Origin of the sequence: Vibrio sp. YT-17, from assembly GCF_033337375.1 — a bacterium.
Taxonomy (GTDB): Bacteria; Pseudomonadota; Gammaproteobacteria; order Enterobacterales; family Vibrionaceae; genus Vibrio; species Vibrio alginolyticus.
Genome location: NZ_JAWOQP010000012.1, coordinates 43832 through 60747, shown reverse-complemented (window position 1 = coordinate 60747; position 16916 = coordinate 43832). Strand labels below are relative to the sequence as shown.

At 43.4% G+C, this 16916-nt stretch carries 15 protein-coding genes; 9 read left to right on the top strand and 6 right to left on the bottom strand.

Annotated elements, in window-relative coordinates; genetic code table 11:
• The first annotated feature begins 121 nt into the window (after positions 1 to 121).
• Positions 122 to 895 (top strand): DUF1853 family protein, encoded by a 774-nt coding sequence (locus tag R7F67_RS13160; RefSeq protein ID WP_017819952.1) that lies wholly within the window; start codon positions 122 to 124, stop codon positions 893 to 895.
• Between the two features lie 61 nt (positions 896 to 956).
• On the opposite strand, the gene pgm is transcribed toward R7F67_RS13160, so the two are convergent.
• Positions 957 to 2603, bottom strand: coding sequence for a phosphoglucomutase (alpha-D-glucose-1,6-bisphosphate-dependent) (pgm, locus tag R7F67_RS13155; RefSeq protein ID WP_005382154.1), 1647 nt, complete (start codon positions 2601 to 2603; stop codon positions 957 to 959).
• A 92-nt stretch (positions 2604 to 2695) separates the two neighbouring features.
• Positions 2696 to 3238 carry a replication initiation negative regulator SeqA gene (gene seqA / locus R7F67_RS13150; RefSeq protein ID WP_005382149.1) on the bottom strand — a complete coding sequence of 181 codons (543 nt, stop codon included), beginning with the start codon at positions 3236 to 3238 and terminating at the stop codon, positions 2696 to 2698.
• A 92-nt stretch (positions 3239 to 3330) separates the two neighbouring features.
• Between seqA and R7F67_RS13145 the strand changes: the two genes are divergently transcribed.
• The 3 genes from R7F67_RS13145 (at position 3331) to fldA (ending at position 5014) form a co-directional block, all read left to right on the top strand.
• Positions 3331 to 4098 (top strand): alpha/beta fold hydrolase, encoded by a 768-nt coding sequence (locus tag R7F67_RS13145; RefSeq protein WP_318057210.1) that lies wholly within the window; start codon positions 3331 to 3333, stop codon positions 4096 to 4098.
• Positions 4099 to 4210: 112 nt separating this feature from the next.
• Positions 4211 to 4432 (top strand): DUF2788 domain-containing protein, encoded by a 222-nt coding sequence (locus tag R7F67_RS13140; protein ID WP_005393038.1) that lies wholly within the window; start codon positions 4211 to 4213, stop codon positions 4430 to 4432.
• 48 nt (positions 4433 to 4480) lie between these two features.
• Entirely contained in the window at positions 4481 to 5014 is a 534-nt protein-coding gene (fldA, locus tag R7F67_RS13135; protein WP_005382146.1) for a flavodoxin FldA, read from the top strand.
• A gap of 52 nt (positions 5015 to 5066) precedes the next feature.
• Here the strand turns inward: fldA and R7F67_RS13130 are convergent, their stop codons facing one another.
• Positions 5067 to 5570, bottom strand: a complete 504-nt coding sequence (locus R7F67_RS13130; RefSeq protein ID WP_005382144.1) for a DUF4442 domain-containing protein — start codon at positions 5568 to 5570, stop codon at positions 5067 to 5069.
• A gap of 200 nt (positions 5571 to 5770) precedes the next feature.
• Between R7F67_RS13130 and fcrX the strand changes: the two genes are divergently transcribed.
• Complete coding sequence (gene fcrX, locus R7F67_RS13125; protein ID WP_005382141.1) at positions 5771 to 6220, top strand: ferric iron uptake transcriptional regulator FcrX; 450 nt, start codon at positions 5771 to 5773, stop codon at positions 6218 to 6220.
• A 222-nt stretch (positions 6221 to 6442) separates the two neighbouring features.
• Here fcrX and glnS read toward each other — a convergent pair whose 3' ends face one another.
• Together glnS and nagE are read right to left on the bottom strand one after the other, a co-directional pair.
• The gene (gene glnS / locus R7F67_RS13120; protein WP_005382124.1) at positions 6443 to 8113 is read right to left on the bottom strand and encodes a glutamine--tRNA ligase; all 1671 of its coding nucleotides are present in this window, start codon (positions 8111 to 8113) and stop codon (positions 6443 to 6445) included.
• 276 nt (positions 8114 to 8389) lie between these two features.
• The gene (gene nagE, locus R7F67_RS13115) at positions 8390 to 9883 is read right to left on the bottom strand and encodes an N-acetylglucosamine-specific PTS transporter subunit IIBC (RefSeq protein ID WP_005384985.1); all 1494 of its coding nucleotides are present in this window, start codon (positions 9881 to 9883) and stop codon (positions 8390 to 8392) included.
• 489 nt (positions 9884 to 10372) lie between these two features.
• Here nagE and nagA point away from each other — a divergent pair, with 489 nt between their 5' ends.
• The 4 genes from nagA to asnB all read left to right on the top strand — a co-directional run bounded on the left by nagA (position 10373) and on the right by asnB (position 16292).
• Positions 10373 to 11509, top strand: a complete 1137-nt coding sequence (gene nagA, locus R7F67_RS13110; protein WP_005384983.1) for an N-acetylglucosamine-6-phosphate deacetylase — start codon at positions 10373 to 10375, stop codon at positions 11507 to 11509.
• Positions 11510 to 11511: 2 nt separating this feature from the next.
• Entirely contained in the window at positions 11512 to 12726 is a 1215-nt protein-coding gene (gene nagC, locus R7F67_RS13105; RefSeq protein WP_005382105.1) for a DNA-binding transcriptional regulator NagC, read from the top strand.
• A gap of 81 nt (positions 12727 to 12807) precedes the next feature.
• Positions 12808 to 14397 carry a cation:proton antiporter family protein gene (locus tag R7F67_RS13100; protein ID WP_005384981.1) on the top strand — a complete coding sequence of 530 codons (1590 nt, stop codon included), beginning with the start codon at positions 12808 to 12810 and terminating at the stop codon, positions 14395 to 14397.
• 230 nt (positions 14398 to 14627) lie between these two features.
• Positions 14628 to 16292 (top strand): asparagine synthase B, encoded by a 1665-nt coding sequence (gene asnB / locus R7F67_RS13095; RefSeq protein WP_258476127.1) that lies wholly within the window; start codon positions 14628 to 14630, stop codon positions 16290 to 16292.
• 115 nt (positions 16293 to 16407) lie between these two features.
• Here the strand turns inward: asnB and rfaH are convergent, their stop codons facing one another.
• Positions 16408 to 16908 carry a transcription/translation regulatory transformer protein RfaH gene (rfaH, locus tag R7F67_RS13090; RefSeq protein ID WP_005382098.1) on the bottom strand — a complete coding sequence of 167 codons (501 nt, stop codon included), beginning with the start codon at positions 16906 to 16908 and terminating at the stop codon, positions 16408 to 16410.
• Between the last annotated feature and the right edge of the window lie 8 nt (positions 16909 to 16916).

Genomic DNA, 16916 nt, shown 5'->3' with positions numbered 1-16916 from the left:
ATCATTTAGGTCTTTAAAGTGTATCTCGAACCCTAATATCGATGCTAGCCACCCTACCCTCAAAAGCAAATTTAGTTACAATAACAAAGCTTGTCGCCTCACCATAAATTTAGGGATACGGATGAACCAACTGCAACGCTTTTACCAATGGATCGCCACTTCACCTCCGCTTTTCAAGTTAACCCCTCCGTTTGCAACCTTAGAAGATGTCTCGGTCAAACCTTTGAATAGCTCAGAACAATACAATGGTAATCCGAGGCTGGGTTTTTTATATCAGCACCTATGCACTGCGGCTCTTTCTAATTCAGAACGATATCAGATTATTGCCGAAGAAATTCAGTTAAACGACGCGGAAGGTAAGACCATTGGTGCTGTCGATTTGGTGTTGCGGAATACAGAATCAAATCAAATAGAACACTGGGAAGTGGCGATTAAGTTTTATCTTCTTTATAACGGCGTTTGGTATGGTCCGAATGCTCACGACCAGCTGCATACAAAACTGAATAGAATGCTTACTCATCAATTGAAAATGAGCGATCGCCCGGAATTTCAAAAAATAATTCCGTTAAACGACGCCCCACAAGAGCGCCTAATGATGCAAGGACGACTCTATATCAATCCGTTTACTCCAGAGCCACCCCCTAAGGAGTGCTTGGGTTATGAATTAAATCCAAGTCAGATTAGTGGTTACTGGTGCTATCAAAGTCAATGGGATTTAATTGGTAAACCCCTTTATCATTTACATAAACCATGCTGGGCGATCGGTACAGACGATTTCTCTCAACCTATTGAAAAGCCTTTAGATCGATTCATACACGCACAAACGGAAGACGGTCAATTCTGGTTTGTGGTACCAGATTCATGGCCCGGAGATAAAGCGGTTCGGGGCACTTAAACATGAAAGGGTTGATGTTTTCACATCAACCCTTTGCTAGATACATTGACCATTGGATGTTTTACAAACCAGCGGCTGCAAACACTTGATTAACGATCTCTTGTGCTTCAGCTTCGATTTGTTTCAGATGTTCTTCACCTTTGAAGCTTTCACAGTAAATCTTGTAGATGTCCTCTGTGCCTGATGGACGAGCAGCGAACCAACCGTTAGCTGTCGTTACTTTAAGGCCACCAATCGCAGCACCATTGCCTGGTGCATGCGTTAGACGAGCAGTGATCTCATCACCTGCTAGAGTTTCAGCCGCAACCATTTCTGGTGACAACTTCTTCAATACGTCTTTTTGTGGGCCATTTGCTACAGCTTGAATACGGTTGTACTTCGACTCACCGTGCTTCGCCGCTAGCTCTTCATAGTAATCTTGTGGGTTCTTACCCGTTACCGCAGTGATCTCTGCTGCTAGAAGGCATAGCAAGATGCCATCTTTGTCTGTTGACCAAGGCGTGCCATCTTTACGAAGGAAAGACGCACCAGCACTTTCTTCGCCGCCGAAACCAAACTTACCAGTGTACAGACCGTCTACAAACCATTTGAAACCAACAGGCACTTCACATAGCTCACGACCTAGATCCGCAACAACACGGTCAATCAGCGCACTTGAAACTAGTGTTTTACCAACAGCGACATCTTTACCCCACTCGTCACGATGACGGTACAAGTAGTCAATACAAACGGCTAAGAAGTGGTTCGGGTTCATCAAACCTTTTGGCGTAACGATACCGTGACGGTCGTAGTCAGGATCGTTACCAAATGCTAAATCGTATTCGTCTTTCAGTGCCAATAGACCCGCCATTGCGTAAGGAGAAGAACAGTCCATACGCACAACGCCGTCTTTATCTAGCGACATGAATTGGAAAGAAGGATCGATAGATTCACTTACTAGCGTTAGGTCTAGGTTGTATGCCTGACCAATTTGACGCCAGTAATCGATACCGCTGCCACCCAATGGATCTACACCAATCTTCAGGTTCGCTTTTTGGATTGCTTCCATATCGATAACGTTCACCAGGTCATCAATGTATGGCTTCACCAAGTCCATCTCTACAAACAGATCCGATGCTTTTGCTTCTGCTAGTGGTAGGCGTTTAACACCTTGTAAACCTTCAGCAATCAATTCGTTCGCACGATCTTCGATAGCTTGAGTCAACTCAGCTTCTGCAGGACCACCATGTGTCGGATTGTATTTGATACCGCCGTCTTGTGGTGGGTTATGTGATGGGGTAATAACGATACCGTCTGCTTTTTCATCGTGTTTGATGTTGTAAGTCAGAATCGCGTGTGAAATACCCGGTGTTGGCGTGTAACCGTTGTCTTGTTGGACAATCACTTTCACACCGTTTGCAATCAGTACTTCAATCACACTTGAGAAAGCAGGCTCAGATAGCGCATGCGTGTCTTTACCCACAAACAACGGGCCAATTGTGCCTTGCTCAGCACGAACTTCTGCTACCGCTTGAGCGATCGCTAAAATGTGGTTTTCGTTAAAAGTGTGCTTGTCTGCAGTACCGCGGTGGCCAGAAGTACCAAATTGAACTTTGTGTTCTGCGTTTGCCGCGTCTGGTTGAAGTAAGAAGTAGTTAGCAACGAGTGCTGGGATATTGTGAAGATCTTCCTGCTGCGCTTTTTGCCCAGCACGAGGGTGCATAGCCATGTTTGACATCCTTTCTTTCAATACAAATAAAATTAAAAAAGCCTCATAATATCCGCTCACTGCGACGCATTATGAGGCTTCTATCAGGTTTCTTAGATTGAACCTGTTACTTTTTCTATTAAGTCAGGTTGGAACCCCATGTGTGCCATCACTTGTTCAACCATCTGTCTTTTACGACTTGTATTGTTATTCGTGATAACCCAAAACGGTGTGCCAGGAATGGCTTTTGGCTTGGTCGTATTACCGTTTGCTAGCAAGGTTTCTTCATTATCTGCAAAGTACACGCGTTTGCGTCCTTTTACATTCGTAGCCTGGGCGAAACCTTCTGGATTCAATTTATGTAAGGTCGATAATACCAACATAAAGCGATCAATCGCTTTTTTTAGACCGGCAAACTCATCAGAAATAAGCAGCGAACGCATTTCTTTCACTACATCAACAGATTCCGTTTTACCCGCATCTTTACTTACTACAATCCCTTGTGGCTTCTCTACTACAGGCGCGGCTTTAGCTTCCTGCAACTGACCATCAAGGTTTAAAAGGCGTCGCAAAATATCCGAGGCGCTTTCACCGATATGCTTAGTTTGACTAGCTATATAACGGTATAGATCCTCATCAACCTCAATTGTTTTCATTCGCTTTTCACATTCTCAATGTTTAAACTCTGGGGGATTATAACGAGATCCACGCGGATACTCCACGTTAAACCCATCACGAATAAGATAAAATGTCAGCATTACTCAACTATAAGCAGGAAGGCCAAGGCCAAACAGTTGTTTTGATTCACGGATTGTTTGGTAGTTTAAGTAATCTGGGTCTACTCGCCCGCGATCTTATTAAAGATCACACGGTGATCAGTATTGATCTGAGAAATCACGGCCTCTCTTTACACTCCGAAGTCCATAACTATACCGATATGGCAAAAGATGTGGCTCAGCTCCTTCAGCACTTAAACGTTGAGCCATCTATTGTTATTGGTCACTCCATGGGCGGAAAAGTCGCGATGGCTCTTGTGGACATTGCGCCAAATGTAGTCAAGCAGTTAGTCGTTCTCGACATGGCGCCTGTAGCCTACACTACGAACCGTCACGATAATGTTTTTAACGGCTTACATGCTGTTATTAATGAAAAACCAGCAAATCGACAGCAAGCCATGGATATCCTAGCTCAACATATTGAACTCGATGGTGTAAGACAATTTCTCTCTAAATCACTGTACAAAAATGGCGATAAGATGGATTGGCGGTTTAACGTACCGAGCCTTTTTGAGAATTATGACCAAATTATTGGCTGGCAAGAAATCACACCAACAGATATCCCAACTTTATTTATCAAAGGCGGCGACTCTGACTACTTAATGCCAGAACATCAGCCGGCAGTGAAGCGACAATTTAACCATGCTAAAGCACACATTATCGCTGGCACTGGTCACTGGTTACACGCCGAGAAACCGACAGAAGTAATGAGAGTCATTCGAAAATACATTTCGAGTTAACAAATTCGAAAAGCAACACTAGATTATTGAAATAACCCTTCTTGTAGTGCATTAACTTTACCGTTTAACAGTGGTATAGTGCGCCCAAGATTTTTCGGCATGAAGGGCTAAAATGCTTTACGACTATATGGATATGCTCGAGTCTATTGGGCTCGATCTTCTTTTTGCTGCTATCTTTTTTTTCATCGGGATGGCGATAAAAGATGTGCTAAAGCAAGGCAATGTACCTGTTTTTGGTCGTCGTATTGTGTGGTTAGTCCTTTTCCTAGGCTGTGCTGGCTTTATTGCAAAAGGTGTAATTCAGCTAACTTGGGAAGGCTCAGGGTTAGGTTAAACCCTTAGTAACATCGCCAATAACAAACAATGTAAAGGTATAGACTCTATGGCAAGTGTAGGTATCTTCTTCGGTAGCGACACAGGTAATACTGAAGCCGTTGCAAAGATGATTCAAAAGCAACTAGGTAAACATCTAGTTCACGTTCAAGACATCGCGAAAAGCAGCAAAGAAGACATTGATAACTTCGATCTTCTTCTTCTAGGTATCCCAACTTGGTACTACGGCGAAGCACAATGTGATTGGGATGACTTCTTCCCTGAGCTTGAGCAAATCGACTTCTCTACTAAGCTAGTGGCTATCTTTGGCTGTGGCGACCAAGAAGACTACGCAGAATACTTCTGTGACGCGATGGGCACAGTCCGTGATATCGTTGAATCTAAAGGCGGCACAATTCTTGGCCATACCTCGACAGAAGGCTACGAATTTGAAGCGTCTAAAGCACTTGTTGAAGGTGACGAAAGCCAATTCGTAGGTCTATGTATTGATGAAGACCGCCAACCAGAATTGACTGACGAGCGTGTTGAAAGCTGGGTTAAACAGATCTATGAAGAGATGTGTTTAGCTGAGCTAGAAGGCTAATCAAATTGAATGATGCAAAGACCTCCACTTGGAGGTCTTTTTGTATGTATTGTCACACAGCATCGGTAAGTACTTCCTCTTCGCGATACTGAGGTTTCTTTCTTACATAAAGCTTGCGTTGAACCTCTGAAACCACATTCCCCTGTTTATCTTTTACATGAGTAATAAACTCAGGAAAACACTTTTCTCCATTCCGTGTCATTTGATAAATGTTTTCCAGCATCCCTTCAGTGACCTCAAATTCTGCAAACAAATCACTTTGCCCCGGCTTAATAAAGTTAATGCTTGCCTCTTTATCCCACACATAATATTCCTCTCGTAGAATCCCCATCAGCATCAACGAGTAAATAGGATCAGTTAAAGAGAAAATACTGCCGCCATATTGGGTGCGATTGGCATTTTTATTCCACCAGCGAAGCTTTAAACGTACCTTTACAGTACGGAAGTCTTGAGAAATATGTAAGATTTTAATACCCGCCCCCCAAAAAGGAGGCCAAATATTGAGTGCGAACTTTACAATTCCTGGTTTGTATATCTTCGCTAGTCGCCTATTCATCGCTATCCCTGCCCTCTCCAAGCTTAATGTTACACAATTGTAACTGGTCAGAGCTGTAATATAATGGACCTGTTTCTAATTTACAAAAAGATTCTATTAACCCTTTGAAGTTCGTGGTTTAATGTTCCGAACGCTTATCCTATAATGGTAGGAAGATTGAATTCTGTTAAATCGCTGCAGATGATCCAACGGGAAAGTATATGTCAGATAATAATCAGGCGCTGAAGGATGCGGGTTTAAAAGTAACCCTTCCGAGGCTAAAAATTCTAGAAGTACTTCAGCAGCCAGACTGCCAGCACATCAGTGCTGAAGATTTGTACAAAAAGTTGATTGATCTAGGTGAAGAAATTGGCCTAGCAACTGTTTACCGAGTTCTAAACCAGTTCGACGATGCTGGTATTGTAACTCGTCACCACTTTGAAGGTGGAAAGTCAGTCTTCGAATTATCGACTCAACATCACCACGACCACCTAGTGTGCCTAGACTGTGGTGAGGTAATTGAATTTTCTGACGATCTTATTGAAGAACGTCAAAAAGAGATTGCAGCTAAGTACAATGTCACACTAACAAACCACAGCTTATACTTGTACGGCAAGTGTAGCGATGGTGGTTGTAAAGACAATCCAGATGCACACAAACCGAAAAAATAAGGGTTTGTTAATTTAAAAAGTAAACGTCAGCACATGCTGGCGTTTTTTGTTTCTAGAAGTCAGTACCTTAGACGTCAGTACTTTGGTTACAGAACAAAAGCTACTAAACACCCATCTTTTTTCTCCACAGTTTTGCACATCTATATAGCACTCTGTGGGATTAGGTATAAAAAATGCCAGCGTTTGCTGGCATTTTTTCATCGTTCTCAGCATTAATTGAAATTATTGATTCTCAATTTTTGCCCAGGTATCACGTAGACCAACCGTGCGGTTGAATACTAGATTATCTGCTGAAGAGTCTTTCGAGTCTGCACAGAAGTAACCCATACGTTCAAACTGGTAACCTTTTTCTGCTTCTGCAGAAGCTAGGCTAGGCTCGACGAAGCCATTGATCACAACTAATGATTCAGGATTGATAGTAGAAGCAAAATCTTCCGCTGCGCCTGGGTTTGGCACCGTAAATAAACGATCGTACAGGCGAATTTCCGCTGGAAGAGCTTTATCAGCTGACACCCAATGAATAACGCCTTTCACTTTACGACCATCTGCTGGGTTTTTACCTAGCGTATCTGCATCGTAAGAACAGAAGATCGTTGTGATGTTGCCTTCGGCATCTTTCTCAACGCGCTCAGCTTTGATCACGTAAGCACCACGTAAACGAACTTCTTTACCTAGCACTAAACGCTTGTACTTTTTGTTCGCTTCTTCACGGAAGTCTTCACGCTCAATCCACAATTCACGCGTGAATGGCACTTCACGCACGCCCATTTCTGGTTTATTTGGGTGGTTGGCAACTGTCAAGTTTTCTACTGCGCCTGCTTCAAAGTTTTCGATAACAACTTTAACAGGATCCAGTACAGCCATTGCACGCGGAGCGTTCTCGTTTAGGTCATCACGAATACAAGATTCTAATGAACTAAACTCGATCATATTTTCTTGCTTCGTTACACCAATACGCTTACAAAACTCACGAATAGATGCAGGTGTGAAGCCACGACGACGCAGACCTGAGACAGTCGGCATACGTGGATCATCCCAACCATTAACCAGTTTTTCAGTAACTAGCTGGTTAAGCTTACGCTTAGACATCACTGTATATTCAAGGTTTAAACGACTGAACTCGTATTGATGTGGACGGCTTTCGATCGTGATGTTGTCTAGAACCCAATCGTACAGACGACGGTTATCCATGAATTCAAGCGTACAAATAGAGTGCGTAATGCCTTCTAATGCATCAGAAATACAGTGCGTAAAGTCGTACATTGGGTAAATGCACCACTTATCACCAGTTTGGTGGTGCGTAGCAAAACGCACACGGTATAAAACTGGATCGCGCATGACCATGAATGAAGAACCCATGTCGATTTTAGCACGAAGACACGCTTTACCTTCTTCAAATTCACCAGCGCGCATTTTTTCAAACAACGCCAAGTTCTCTTCAACAGAACGGTCACGGTATGGACTTGGTTTACCTGGCGCCTTTAGTGTGCCGCGGTATTCACGAATTTGCTCTGGACTTAGCTCATCTACGTACGCTAAGCCTTTGTTAATCAATTCAATTGCATATTCGTAAAGCTTATCGAAGTAGTTTGATGAGTAACATACTTCACCACTCCACTCAAAGCCCAACCAGTTTACATCTTTCTTGATAGACTCAACGTATTCGATGTCTTCTTTTTCAGGGTTTGTATCGTCGAAACGCAGATTACATTGACCCTGGTAGTCCTGAGCAATACCGAAGTTCAAACAGATAGACTTAGCATGACCGATATGCAGGTAGCCATTTGGCTCCGGCGGGAATCGAGTATGCACGCTAGTGTGTTTACCATCCGCTAGATCTTTATCAATGATCTGGCGAATAAAGTTTGATGGACGAGCATCAGCTTCACTCATCTATAGCACCTCAAAAATATTAGTATTGTCAGAGAAAACGGAACCCTGTATCCAAGTATGGTTTCACAGAGTACATTGTTCCTAATGATCCACAATTCTAAGCAATTAGACAACAAGAACTCGCTCTAAAACGACAATATTTATCGAGTTAGCGTGAAAGCAAAGCAGATTCAAAGGGCCTAAACGAAAAAAGGCCTCCTGCGGAGGCCTTTTGCGATGTTGTAGTATCAATTGTTTGCAATACCAATAACAAACAATCACACCACTATTAAACAGTTAAGCTGGTAGCTGAACACCACTTAAGTCTTCATCTTTAGATACATTCTTCATCTCACCAGCAACAATCTCTGCTAGTGGACCAAGAATAACTTGTAGGTTGTTTGTACCTAGCTTCACAACTCCCATAGCTCCAAGATCTTTCAGAGTTTTCTCATTGATAACGCTCATATCTTTCACAGAAAGGCGCAAACGAGTAATACAGGCATCGATAGAACTTAGGTTGTCATGACCGCCAAGTGCTTTCAAGTACTGACGAGCAAGCTCTGAAGAATTGCTTGATCCAGCCACGTTAGATGAAGCTTCTTCATCATCTTCACGTCCCGGTGTTTTAAGGCCAAACTTAACAATCACGGTACGGAACACGAAGTAGTAAACCGCAAAGAAACCAAGACCTTGTACAATGAGCATGTACCAGTTTACCGCTAGCGGGTTACGAGTCGACAATACTAAGTCGACTAAACCAGCAGAGAAACCGAAACCTGCAATCCACTGCATTGATGCCGCGATATAAACTGATAGACCAGTCAGCGCTGCGTGAAGAACGTACAGTCCTGGAGCAAGGAACATGAATGCAAATTCAAGTGGTTCTGTTACACCTGTAAAGAATGAAGCAAACGCAGCTGCAATCATGATAGATGCCACTTTCTCTTTATTCTTTGATTTCGCAGTATGGTACATCGCTAGAGCAGCGCCTGGTAAACCAAACATCATGATTGGGAAGAAGCCCGCTTGGTACATCCCCGTAACACCTACCGTTGCCGTGCCTTCAGCTAATGATTTCGCACCGCCAAGGAAGTTTGGAATGTCATTAATACCAGCGACATCAAACCAGAACACTGAGTTTAGTGCATGGTGCAGACCAACAGGAATTAGAAGACGGTTGAAGAATGCGTAAACACCTGCACCTGCTTCACCCATACCTTGAATGCTTTCACCAAAACTTACCAGACCGCCGTAAACTGATGGCCAAACGTACATCAGGATGAACGCAATAACGATACCAGCAAAAGACGTTAGGATAGGTACAAGACGCTTGCCAGAGAAAAACGCCAGTGCTTTGTGCAGCTCTACGTGAGAAAAACGGTTGTACAACTCAGCAGAAACAATACCAACCAAGATACCGACGAACTGGTTATTGATTTTACCAAATGCAGCAGGTACTTCACTTGGGTCAATGCCTTGAATTTGTGATACTGCACCAGGGGCCAAAAGCGTTGTGACAACTAAGAAGCCCACGAAGCCTGAAAGTGCAGCGGCGCCATCTTTGTCTTTAGACATTCCATAAGCAACACCAACAGCGAACAATACTGACATGTTGTCAATGATCGCTGCACCAGCTTTAATAAGAAATGCAGCAAGTGCACTGTTTGCGCCCCAGCCATTTGGGTCGATCCAGTAGCCAATACCCATGAGTATTGCTGCTGCAGGAAGTGTGGCAACCGGCACCATAAGCGCCTTACCCACCTTCTGGAAGTATCCGAGAATGTTCACCTTAAGTTCCCCCTATAGGATTAGATGTTATGTTGAATGACTTATTTCAGCCGTCCAATTTAGTCATCCTAAGTTTATGATATTAATTTTGCTCCGCAAATTAAAAGCTCACCGTTTGTGATCATAATCACCACAATTTGCCCTTTCGGAAGGTTTTTGCTAGCGAGATCATAAAACTTATTTTATTATACGAAAAAATGGCGTTTTAAAGATAATATTCTCGCACTTTATGCAAGGCAGAATCAGTGTTATTTTGGTATCTAGGCGGGTAAATCACTGTAACTTTGCTCTGAAAAAGAATCATAAAAAACCATACAATTATTACTTTTCAGTTAGTTACTATGACAATAACATCGATAAAACGCGACTTGCTGTATGTGACTCGTTATCTAATTCAGTGATACAAACTAAGTACCCATATGACTGAAGCAGTCTCTACTTAGATAACGATATAGAAATTGAATTCTCATCTATAAGGACTAGCTGACTATGTACGCGCTAAGTAACTGTAAAATTTATACCGGTAGTGATGTTCTTACCGATCATGCGGTCATCATCGAAAACGATCTTATTCAATCTATTGTGCCGGTTTCTGAGCTACCTCAAAGCATCGAAGTAAAAGACCTTGCAGGCGCTAATCTAAGTCCAGGCTTTATCGATCTGCAGTTGAACGGTTGTGGCGGTGTAATGCTAAACGATGCAATTACCCCTGAAACCATGCAAATCATGCACCAGGCAAACCTCAAATCTGGCTGTACTAGCTTCCTGCCAACACTCATTACATCATCTGATGAAGATATGCGAACTGCAATTGCCGCAGCTCGTGAGTACCACAACAAATATCAAAATCAATCGCTTGGTTTACACCTCGAAGGTCCTTACCTTAACGTCGCGAAAAAAGGCATCCATAACGTCGATTTTATTCGCCCATCAGACGAAAGCATGATCGACCTTATCTGCGCAAACGCCGATATCGTAGCGAAAGTAACACTAGCACCTGAGCATAACGACCCAGAGCATATTGCGCGATTAAAGGCTGCTGGCATCGTGGTTTCAATTGGCCACACAAATGCAACCTACGCCGAAGCACGTAAAAGCTTTGAAGCAGGCATTACTTTTGCTACACACCTCTTTAATGCAATGACACCAATGGTTGGTCGTGAACCAGGAGTTGTTGGTGCAATTTACGATACTCCTGACGTTTATGCTGGCATTATTGCTGATGGTTTTCACGTCGACTACGCAAACATCCGAATTGCTCATAAAATCAAAGGTGAAAAGCTTGTTTTGGTGACGGATGCCACAGCTCCAGCAGGTGCTAACATTGATCACTTTATTTTTGTCGGTAAGAAAGTATATTACCGAGATGGTAAGTGTGTTGATGAAAATGGCACGCTAGGCGGCTCAGCTTTGACAATGATTGAAGCAGTTCAGAATTCAGTTGAGCACGCGGGGATCGCTTTAGACGAAGCTCTACGAATGGCCACGTTATACCCAGCAACAGCAATTGGTGTTGAGGATCGCCTTGGCCGAGTTCGAAAAGGGATGGTTGCAAACCTGACTATTTTCGATCGTGACTTTAAAGTAAAAGCGACGGTTGTTAACGGACAATACGAGCAAAATTAAGCATGAATGGCGGACAGATTGGTAATGTAGATTTAGTAAAACAGCTTAACAGCGCTGCGGTATATAGGCTGATTGATCAGCAAGGTCCTATCTCCCGTATTCAAGTCGCGGACGTGAGTCAGCTCGCGCCTGCTAGTGTTACCAAAATAACCCGCCAACTTTTAGAGCGCGGCCTTATTAAGGAGGTCGCCCAACAAGCTTCAACTGGTGGTCGTCGTGCGATCTCTTTGACTACTGAAGTCAAACCTTTTCATTCGATTGCCGTTCGCTTAGGTCGAGATTACGTACAGTTCAGTTTATACGATTTAGGTGGTACCGCGCTGGCAGAAGATCAGCATGAACTGCACTACACTAACCAAGCAGACTTAATCGCAGGACTTATCGATTTATTAAAAGATTTCGTAAGCCGATGCGAAGACAAAATTGATCAACTCATCGCTATCGGCATCACTTTACCGGGCCTTGTTAACCCAACAACTGGCGTGGTCGAATACATGCCTAATACCGATATCGATAATCTTGCTCTCGGTGAAATTGTTGGAGAGAAGTTTAATACAGCATGCTTTGTTGGCAACGACGTACGTGGCATGGCGTTGGCTGAGCACTACTTTGGAGCAAGCCAAGACTGCCAGGATTCTATTTTGGTTAGCGTCCACCGCGGTACTGGCGCAGGTATTATCGTTAACGGCCAGGTTTTTCTTGGTTTTAACCGCAACGTCGGTGAAATTGGTCATATCCAAATTGACCCGCTTGGTGAGCAATGCCAATGTGGAAACTTTGGCTGTTTAGAAACCGTAGCTGCAAACCCAGCGATTATTCAACGAGTGAAGCAACTGATTACTCAAGGATACGAATCAAGCTTAACCGACCTTGAAAACATCACAATTGAAGCGGTATGTCAGCACGCAATGAATGGTGATGAACTTGCGAAACAGAGTTTAGTGCGAGTGGGCAACCAGCTAGGTAAAGCGATTGCGATTACGGTTAACTTATTTAATCCACAGAAAATTGTAATTGCTGGCGATATTACTGCAGCACAAGATATTGTTTTCCCTGCAATTCAACGCAACGTAGAGAATCAATCTCTTAAAACTTTCCATAACGACCTCCCTATCGTGGCTTCTCACATTGATAAGCAGCCAACGATGGGCGCATTTGCGATGATTAAACGCGCTATGCTAAACGGAGTTTTGTTACAAAAGTTACTGGAAGACTAAGTTTATACAACCAATTGAGTTACAATCTCGGGCTGTGTTTTCACAGCCCGTTTTTGTATATCAGGAATACAGCTCAACAGTATGGAAATTATTCTAATTACAGCCGCTTTTTTAGCTGGTTTTATTGCGCTTAAATGCAGCCTCCCTCCCCTCGTTGGTTTTCTACTAGCTGGATTTGGCTTGCATGCATTTGGTTACCAAAGCAATGACGTTATTGTCACTCTCGCAGATCTTGGTGTTACTCTTCTTCTGTTTACTATTGGACTCAAACTCGATGTAAAAACCCTGCTGTCCAAAGAAATATGGGGAGGGGCAACCGCCCACAACATACTCTCTACCGCTTTTTTTGCCCTAGCGTTATCCGGCTTAAAACTACTGGGCTTGACTTCGCTAGCCAGTATGGACGGCAGCCAAATCCTGCTTTTAGCTTTTGCACTATCGTTCTCTAGTACCGTTTTTGCCGTAAAAGCATTGCAAGAAAAAGGCGAAATGAACGCGACCTACGGCACACTCGCGATCGGTATCTTGGTTATGCAAGATATTTTTGCCGTAGTATTCCTGACTGCTTCAACCGGAAAAGTCCCAGAATGGTATGCCATCGGTTTGTTCGCACTGCCTTTCCTTCGTCCCCTATTCTATAAGCTGCTCGATAAAGTTGGCCACGGCGAAATGCTGGTGCTATTCGGTATTTTCTTCGCGCTTGTTGTCGGTGCTGGGCTATTCGAGTTGGTCGGGATGAAACCAGACTTGGGCGCGCTAATTTTAGGCATGCTACTCGCAGGTCACCCAAAAGCCTCAGAACTATCCAAGTCATTATTCAATATGAAGGAGCTCTTTTTAGTCTGCTTCTTTTTGAACATTGGTTTATCCGCCTCATTGAGCGTGAATGGCGTCGTTCTCGCCCTGCTATTTATCTTACTGCTACCAATCAAAGGACTCTTGTACTTCGTCACTATTAATCATTTTAAGTTTCGAGTACGTACCTCTTTGCTCGCCTCTTTATCACTATTTAACTACAGTGAGTTTGGTCTTATTGTTGCTGGGTTGGCCTATAAAATGGGCTGGATGCCAAGTGATATGCTTGCTGCGATTGCGGTTGCGGTGTCGGTATCCTTTGTAATTTCCGCGCCACTTAACCGCCTTAGCCATAAAATTTATCAACATTCAGGTAAGTGGCTGCAAGAGACAGCGGTAGAAAAGCTCAATCAACGCGACCAACTCATCAACCCAGGTCATGCCCAAGTATTGATCTTAGGTATGGGGCGTATTGGAACGGGCGCTTATGATGAGCTACGTTCACGCTATGGCAAAATTTCATTGGGTATAGAAATTCGTGAAGACGCTGCACATCATCATCGTTCAGAAGGAAGAAATGTGATTTCTGGTGATGCCACCGACCCGGATTTCTGGGAGCGAATTTTAGATACAGGTCATGTAAAACTGGTTCTGCTTGCAATGCCACATCATCAAGGTAACCAAACAGCACTTGAGCAGCTTAAACGCAGAAAATATAAGGGGCAAATTGCCGCTATCGCCGAATACCCAGATCAATTGGAAGGCTTACTTGAAAATGGCGTTGACGCAGCATTCAATATTTATAGTGAAGCTGGTAGCGGTTTTGCTCGACACGTCTGTAAACAACTTCAACCTAAATTCACACCAATTAAATAAGCAACAGCACTGATATTTTTCGGAAGGCTTTCTATTGATAGAAAGCCTTTTTTGTATAGTTTTTATACCAAACCTTGATCTCATTCACCAAAACAACGGTTGAGTTAAATATTTTCCATACAACAAGGCCTTTTATCATTTTTTTAATCACAAAACGTTGCTTTTTTTATTAGTAATGGCAAATTTAAACCATACCGATTAGAAATTGTTTAGTTTAGTAAGGATGTAGTATGTGTTCAGTATTTGGCATTTTAGACATTAAAAGCGATGCAGCCGCATTGCGCCCTATCGCATTAGAGATGTCGAAAAAACTTCGTCACCGTGGCCCAGACTGGTCTGGGATTTACTCTTCAGAGCGTGCTATTTTAGCGCACGAGCGCTTGGCGATTGTTGGTCTAAATAGTGGTGCACAGCCGCTATACAGCCCTGATAAGAAGCTCATCCTTGCCGTCAATGGTGAAATCTACAACCATAAAGAAATTCGTGCTCGTTACGAAGGAAAGTACGAATTTCAAACCGATTCAGACTGTGAAGTCATTCTTGCACTTTACCAAGATATGGGTGCAGATCTCCTTGAAGAACTAAACGGTATTTTCGCTTTTGTGCTCTACGACGAAGAAAAAGATGAGTATTTAGTCGGCCGTGACCATATTGGTATTATCCCTCTTTATCAAGGTCACGATGAGCATGGTAACTACTATGTGGCATCAGAGATGAAGGCTCTTGTTCCAGTATGTAAAACAGTAAGTGAATTCCCTCCTGGTAGCTACTACAGCTCTAAAGATACTCAGCCAACACGTTACTATGTTCGTGACTGGAACGAGTACGCAGCAGTACAAGGTAACAGCACTAGCAAAGAAGAATTGACGGAAGCGCTAGAAGCGGCTGTTAAACGCCAACTAATGACTGACGTGCCTTACGGTGTACTTCTTTCAGGCGGTCTAGATTCTTCTATTACATCTGCGGTAGCAAAACGCTTTGCAGCGATGCGTATTGAAGATGATGAAAAGTCTGAAGCTTGGTGGCCTCAACTGCACTCTTTTGCTGTTGGCCTAGAAGGCGCGCCTGACCTGAAAGCCGCTCGCGAAGTTGCCGACCAAATTGGTACCGTTCACCACGAAATGACGTACACGATTCAAGAAGGTTTGGACGCGATTCGTGACGTGATTTACCACATTGAAACGTATGACGTGACGACTATCCGCGCATCAACACCTATGTTCTTAATGGGTCGTAAGATCAAAGCGATGGGTATCAAGATGGTATTGTCTGGTGAGGGCGCTGACGAAATCTTTGGTGGCTACCTTTACTTCCACAAAGCGCCAAACGCGAAAGAGTTCCACGAGGAGACAGTGCGTAAACTGCTTGCTCTGAACATGTTCGACTGTGCTCGTGCTAACAAGTCGCTGGCAGCATGGGGAGTTGAAGGACGCGTACCTTTCCTAGATAAAGAGTTCATTGATGTAGCAATGCGCTTGAACCCAGCAGACAAGATGTGTGGCAACGGTAAAATGGAGAAACACATCCTTCGTGAGTGCTTCGAGCACTACCTGCCAGAATCGATCGCATGGCGTCAAAAAGAGCAGTTCTCTGATGGCGTTGGCTACAGTTGGATCGATACGCTGAAAGAAGTAGCAGAACAGAAAGTGACAGACCAGCAGATGGAAACAGCTCAATATCGATTCCCATACAACACGCCAACGACAAAAGAAGGCTACGCGTACCGTGAAATCTTTGAAGAGTTATTCCCACTTCCATCAGCAGCAGAGTGTGTACCAGGAGGCCCTTCAGTAGCGTGTTCTTCAGCGAAGGCGATTGAATGGGATGAATCGTTCCAAAACTGTGTTGACCCATCAGGTCGTGCAGTACAGACCGTTCACAACGACTCATACTAATTCTCTACGATAAAGATAAGGGTCGGTTCGTCCAATCCTTTTAAAACAGACAGAAAATTAGATACGATCAAAAAGAGGTGCTTTTGCACCTCTTTTTATGTTTGATGGAATTAGGCTATTTTAAATCTAAATCACTATTGTCTATGCTGACAGGCACACGCTTGGTGATCATCTGAACTAGCATAATTGAGCGTTTCTCACCATCTTGTTCTTGGAAGATGGCATCTATGCCCGCAAATTGACCGCTTTTAACTCTAATTTGATCGCCTGGTTTTGGCATACATTCAGAAACGGTATTGTCATTACAACACTTTTCTAGCTGCATCAATTCGAAGACCAAGTCACCTTGAACTTCTTTCGGTTGAGCACCAAAACGCACAAAGTCAACAACACCTCGAGTAGAGCGGACTGAGGTGAAGTTTGGCCCTTGCTCATAATCAAAGTAAGCGAATACGTAACAAGGAAACAGCGGTTCCTCGACTTTTTGTCTTTTACCGCGCAAAATCTTCTCAACTTCTACAGTTGGATAAAAGCACTCTACACCTTGATTTTCAAGGTGTTGTTTCGCCCTAACCTGCTCCCCACGTTTACAATAAAGTAGATACCAACGTTTCATCTTTTTAC

What these genes read in the sequence shown, in the direction of transcription:
- asnB (WP_258476127.1), top strand. Translation starts at nt 14,628, where the DNA reads ATGTGTTCAGTATTTGGCATTTTAGACATTAAAAGCGATGCAGCCGCA.
- R7F67_RS13130 (WP_005382144.1), bottom strand. Translation starts at nt 5,570, where the DNA reads ATGAATAGGCGACTAGCGAAGATATACAAACCAGGAATTGTAAAGTTC.
- fcrX (WP_005382141.1), top strand. Translation starts at nt 5,771, where the DNA reads ATGTCAGATAATAATCAGGCGCTGAAGGATGCGGGTTTAAAAGTAACC.
- glnS (WP_005382124.1), bottom strand. Translation starts at nt 8,113, where the DNA reads ATGAGTGAAGCTGATGCTCGTCCATCAAACTTTATTCGCCAGATCATT.
- pgm (WP_005382154.1), bottom strand. Translation starts at nt 2,603, where the DNA reads ATGGCTATGCACCCTCGTGCTGGGCAAAAAGCGCAGCAGGAAGATCTT.
- R7F67_RS13140 (WP_005393038.1), top strand. Translation starts at nt 4,211, where the DNA reads ATGCTTTACGACTATATGGATATGCTCGAGTCTATTGGGCTCGATCTT.
- R7F67_RS13160 (WP_017819952.1), top strand. Translation starts at nt 122, where the DNA reads ATGAACCAACTGCAACGCTTTTACCAATGGATCGCCACTTCACCTCCG.
- seqA (WP_005382149.1), bottom strand. Translation starts at nt 3,238, where the DNA reads ATGAAAACAATTGAGGTTGATGAGGATCTATACCGTTATATAGCTAGT.
- rfaH (WP_005382098.1), bottom strand. Translation starts at nt 16,908, where the DNA reads ATGAAACGTTGGTATCTACTTTATTGTAAACGTGGGGAGCAGGTTAGG.
- R7F67_RS13145 (WP_318057210.1), top strand. Translation starts at nt 3,331, where the DNA reads ATGTCAGCATTACTCAACTATAAGCAGGAAGGCCAAGGCCAAACAGTT.
- R7F67_RS13100 (WP_005384981.1), top strand. Translation starts at nt 12,808, where the DNA reads ATGGAAATTATTCTAATTACAGCCGCTTTTTTAGCTGGTTTTATTGCG.
- nagC (WP_005382105.1), top strand. Translation starts at nt 11,512, where the DNA reads ATGAATGGCGGACAGATTGGTAATGTAGATTTAGTAAAACAGCTTAAC.
- nagA (WP_005384983.1), top strand. Translation starts at nt 10,373, where the DNA reads ATGTACGCGCTAAGTAACTGTAAAATTTATACCGGTAGTGATGTTCTT.
- fldA (WP_005382146.1), top strand. Translation starts at nt 4,481, where the DNA reads ATGGCAAGTGTAGGTATCTTCTTCGGTAGCGACACAGGTAATACTGAA.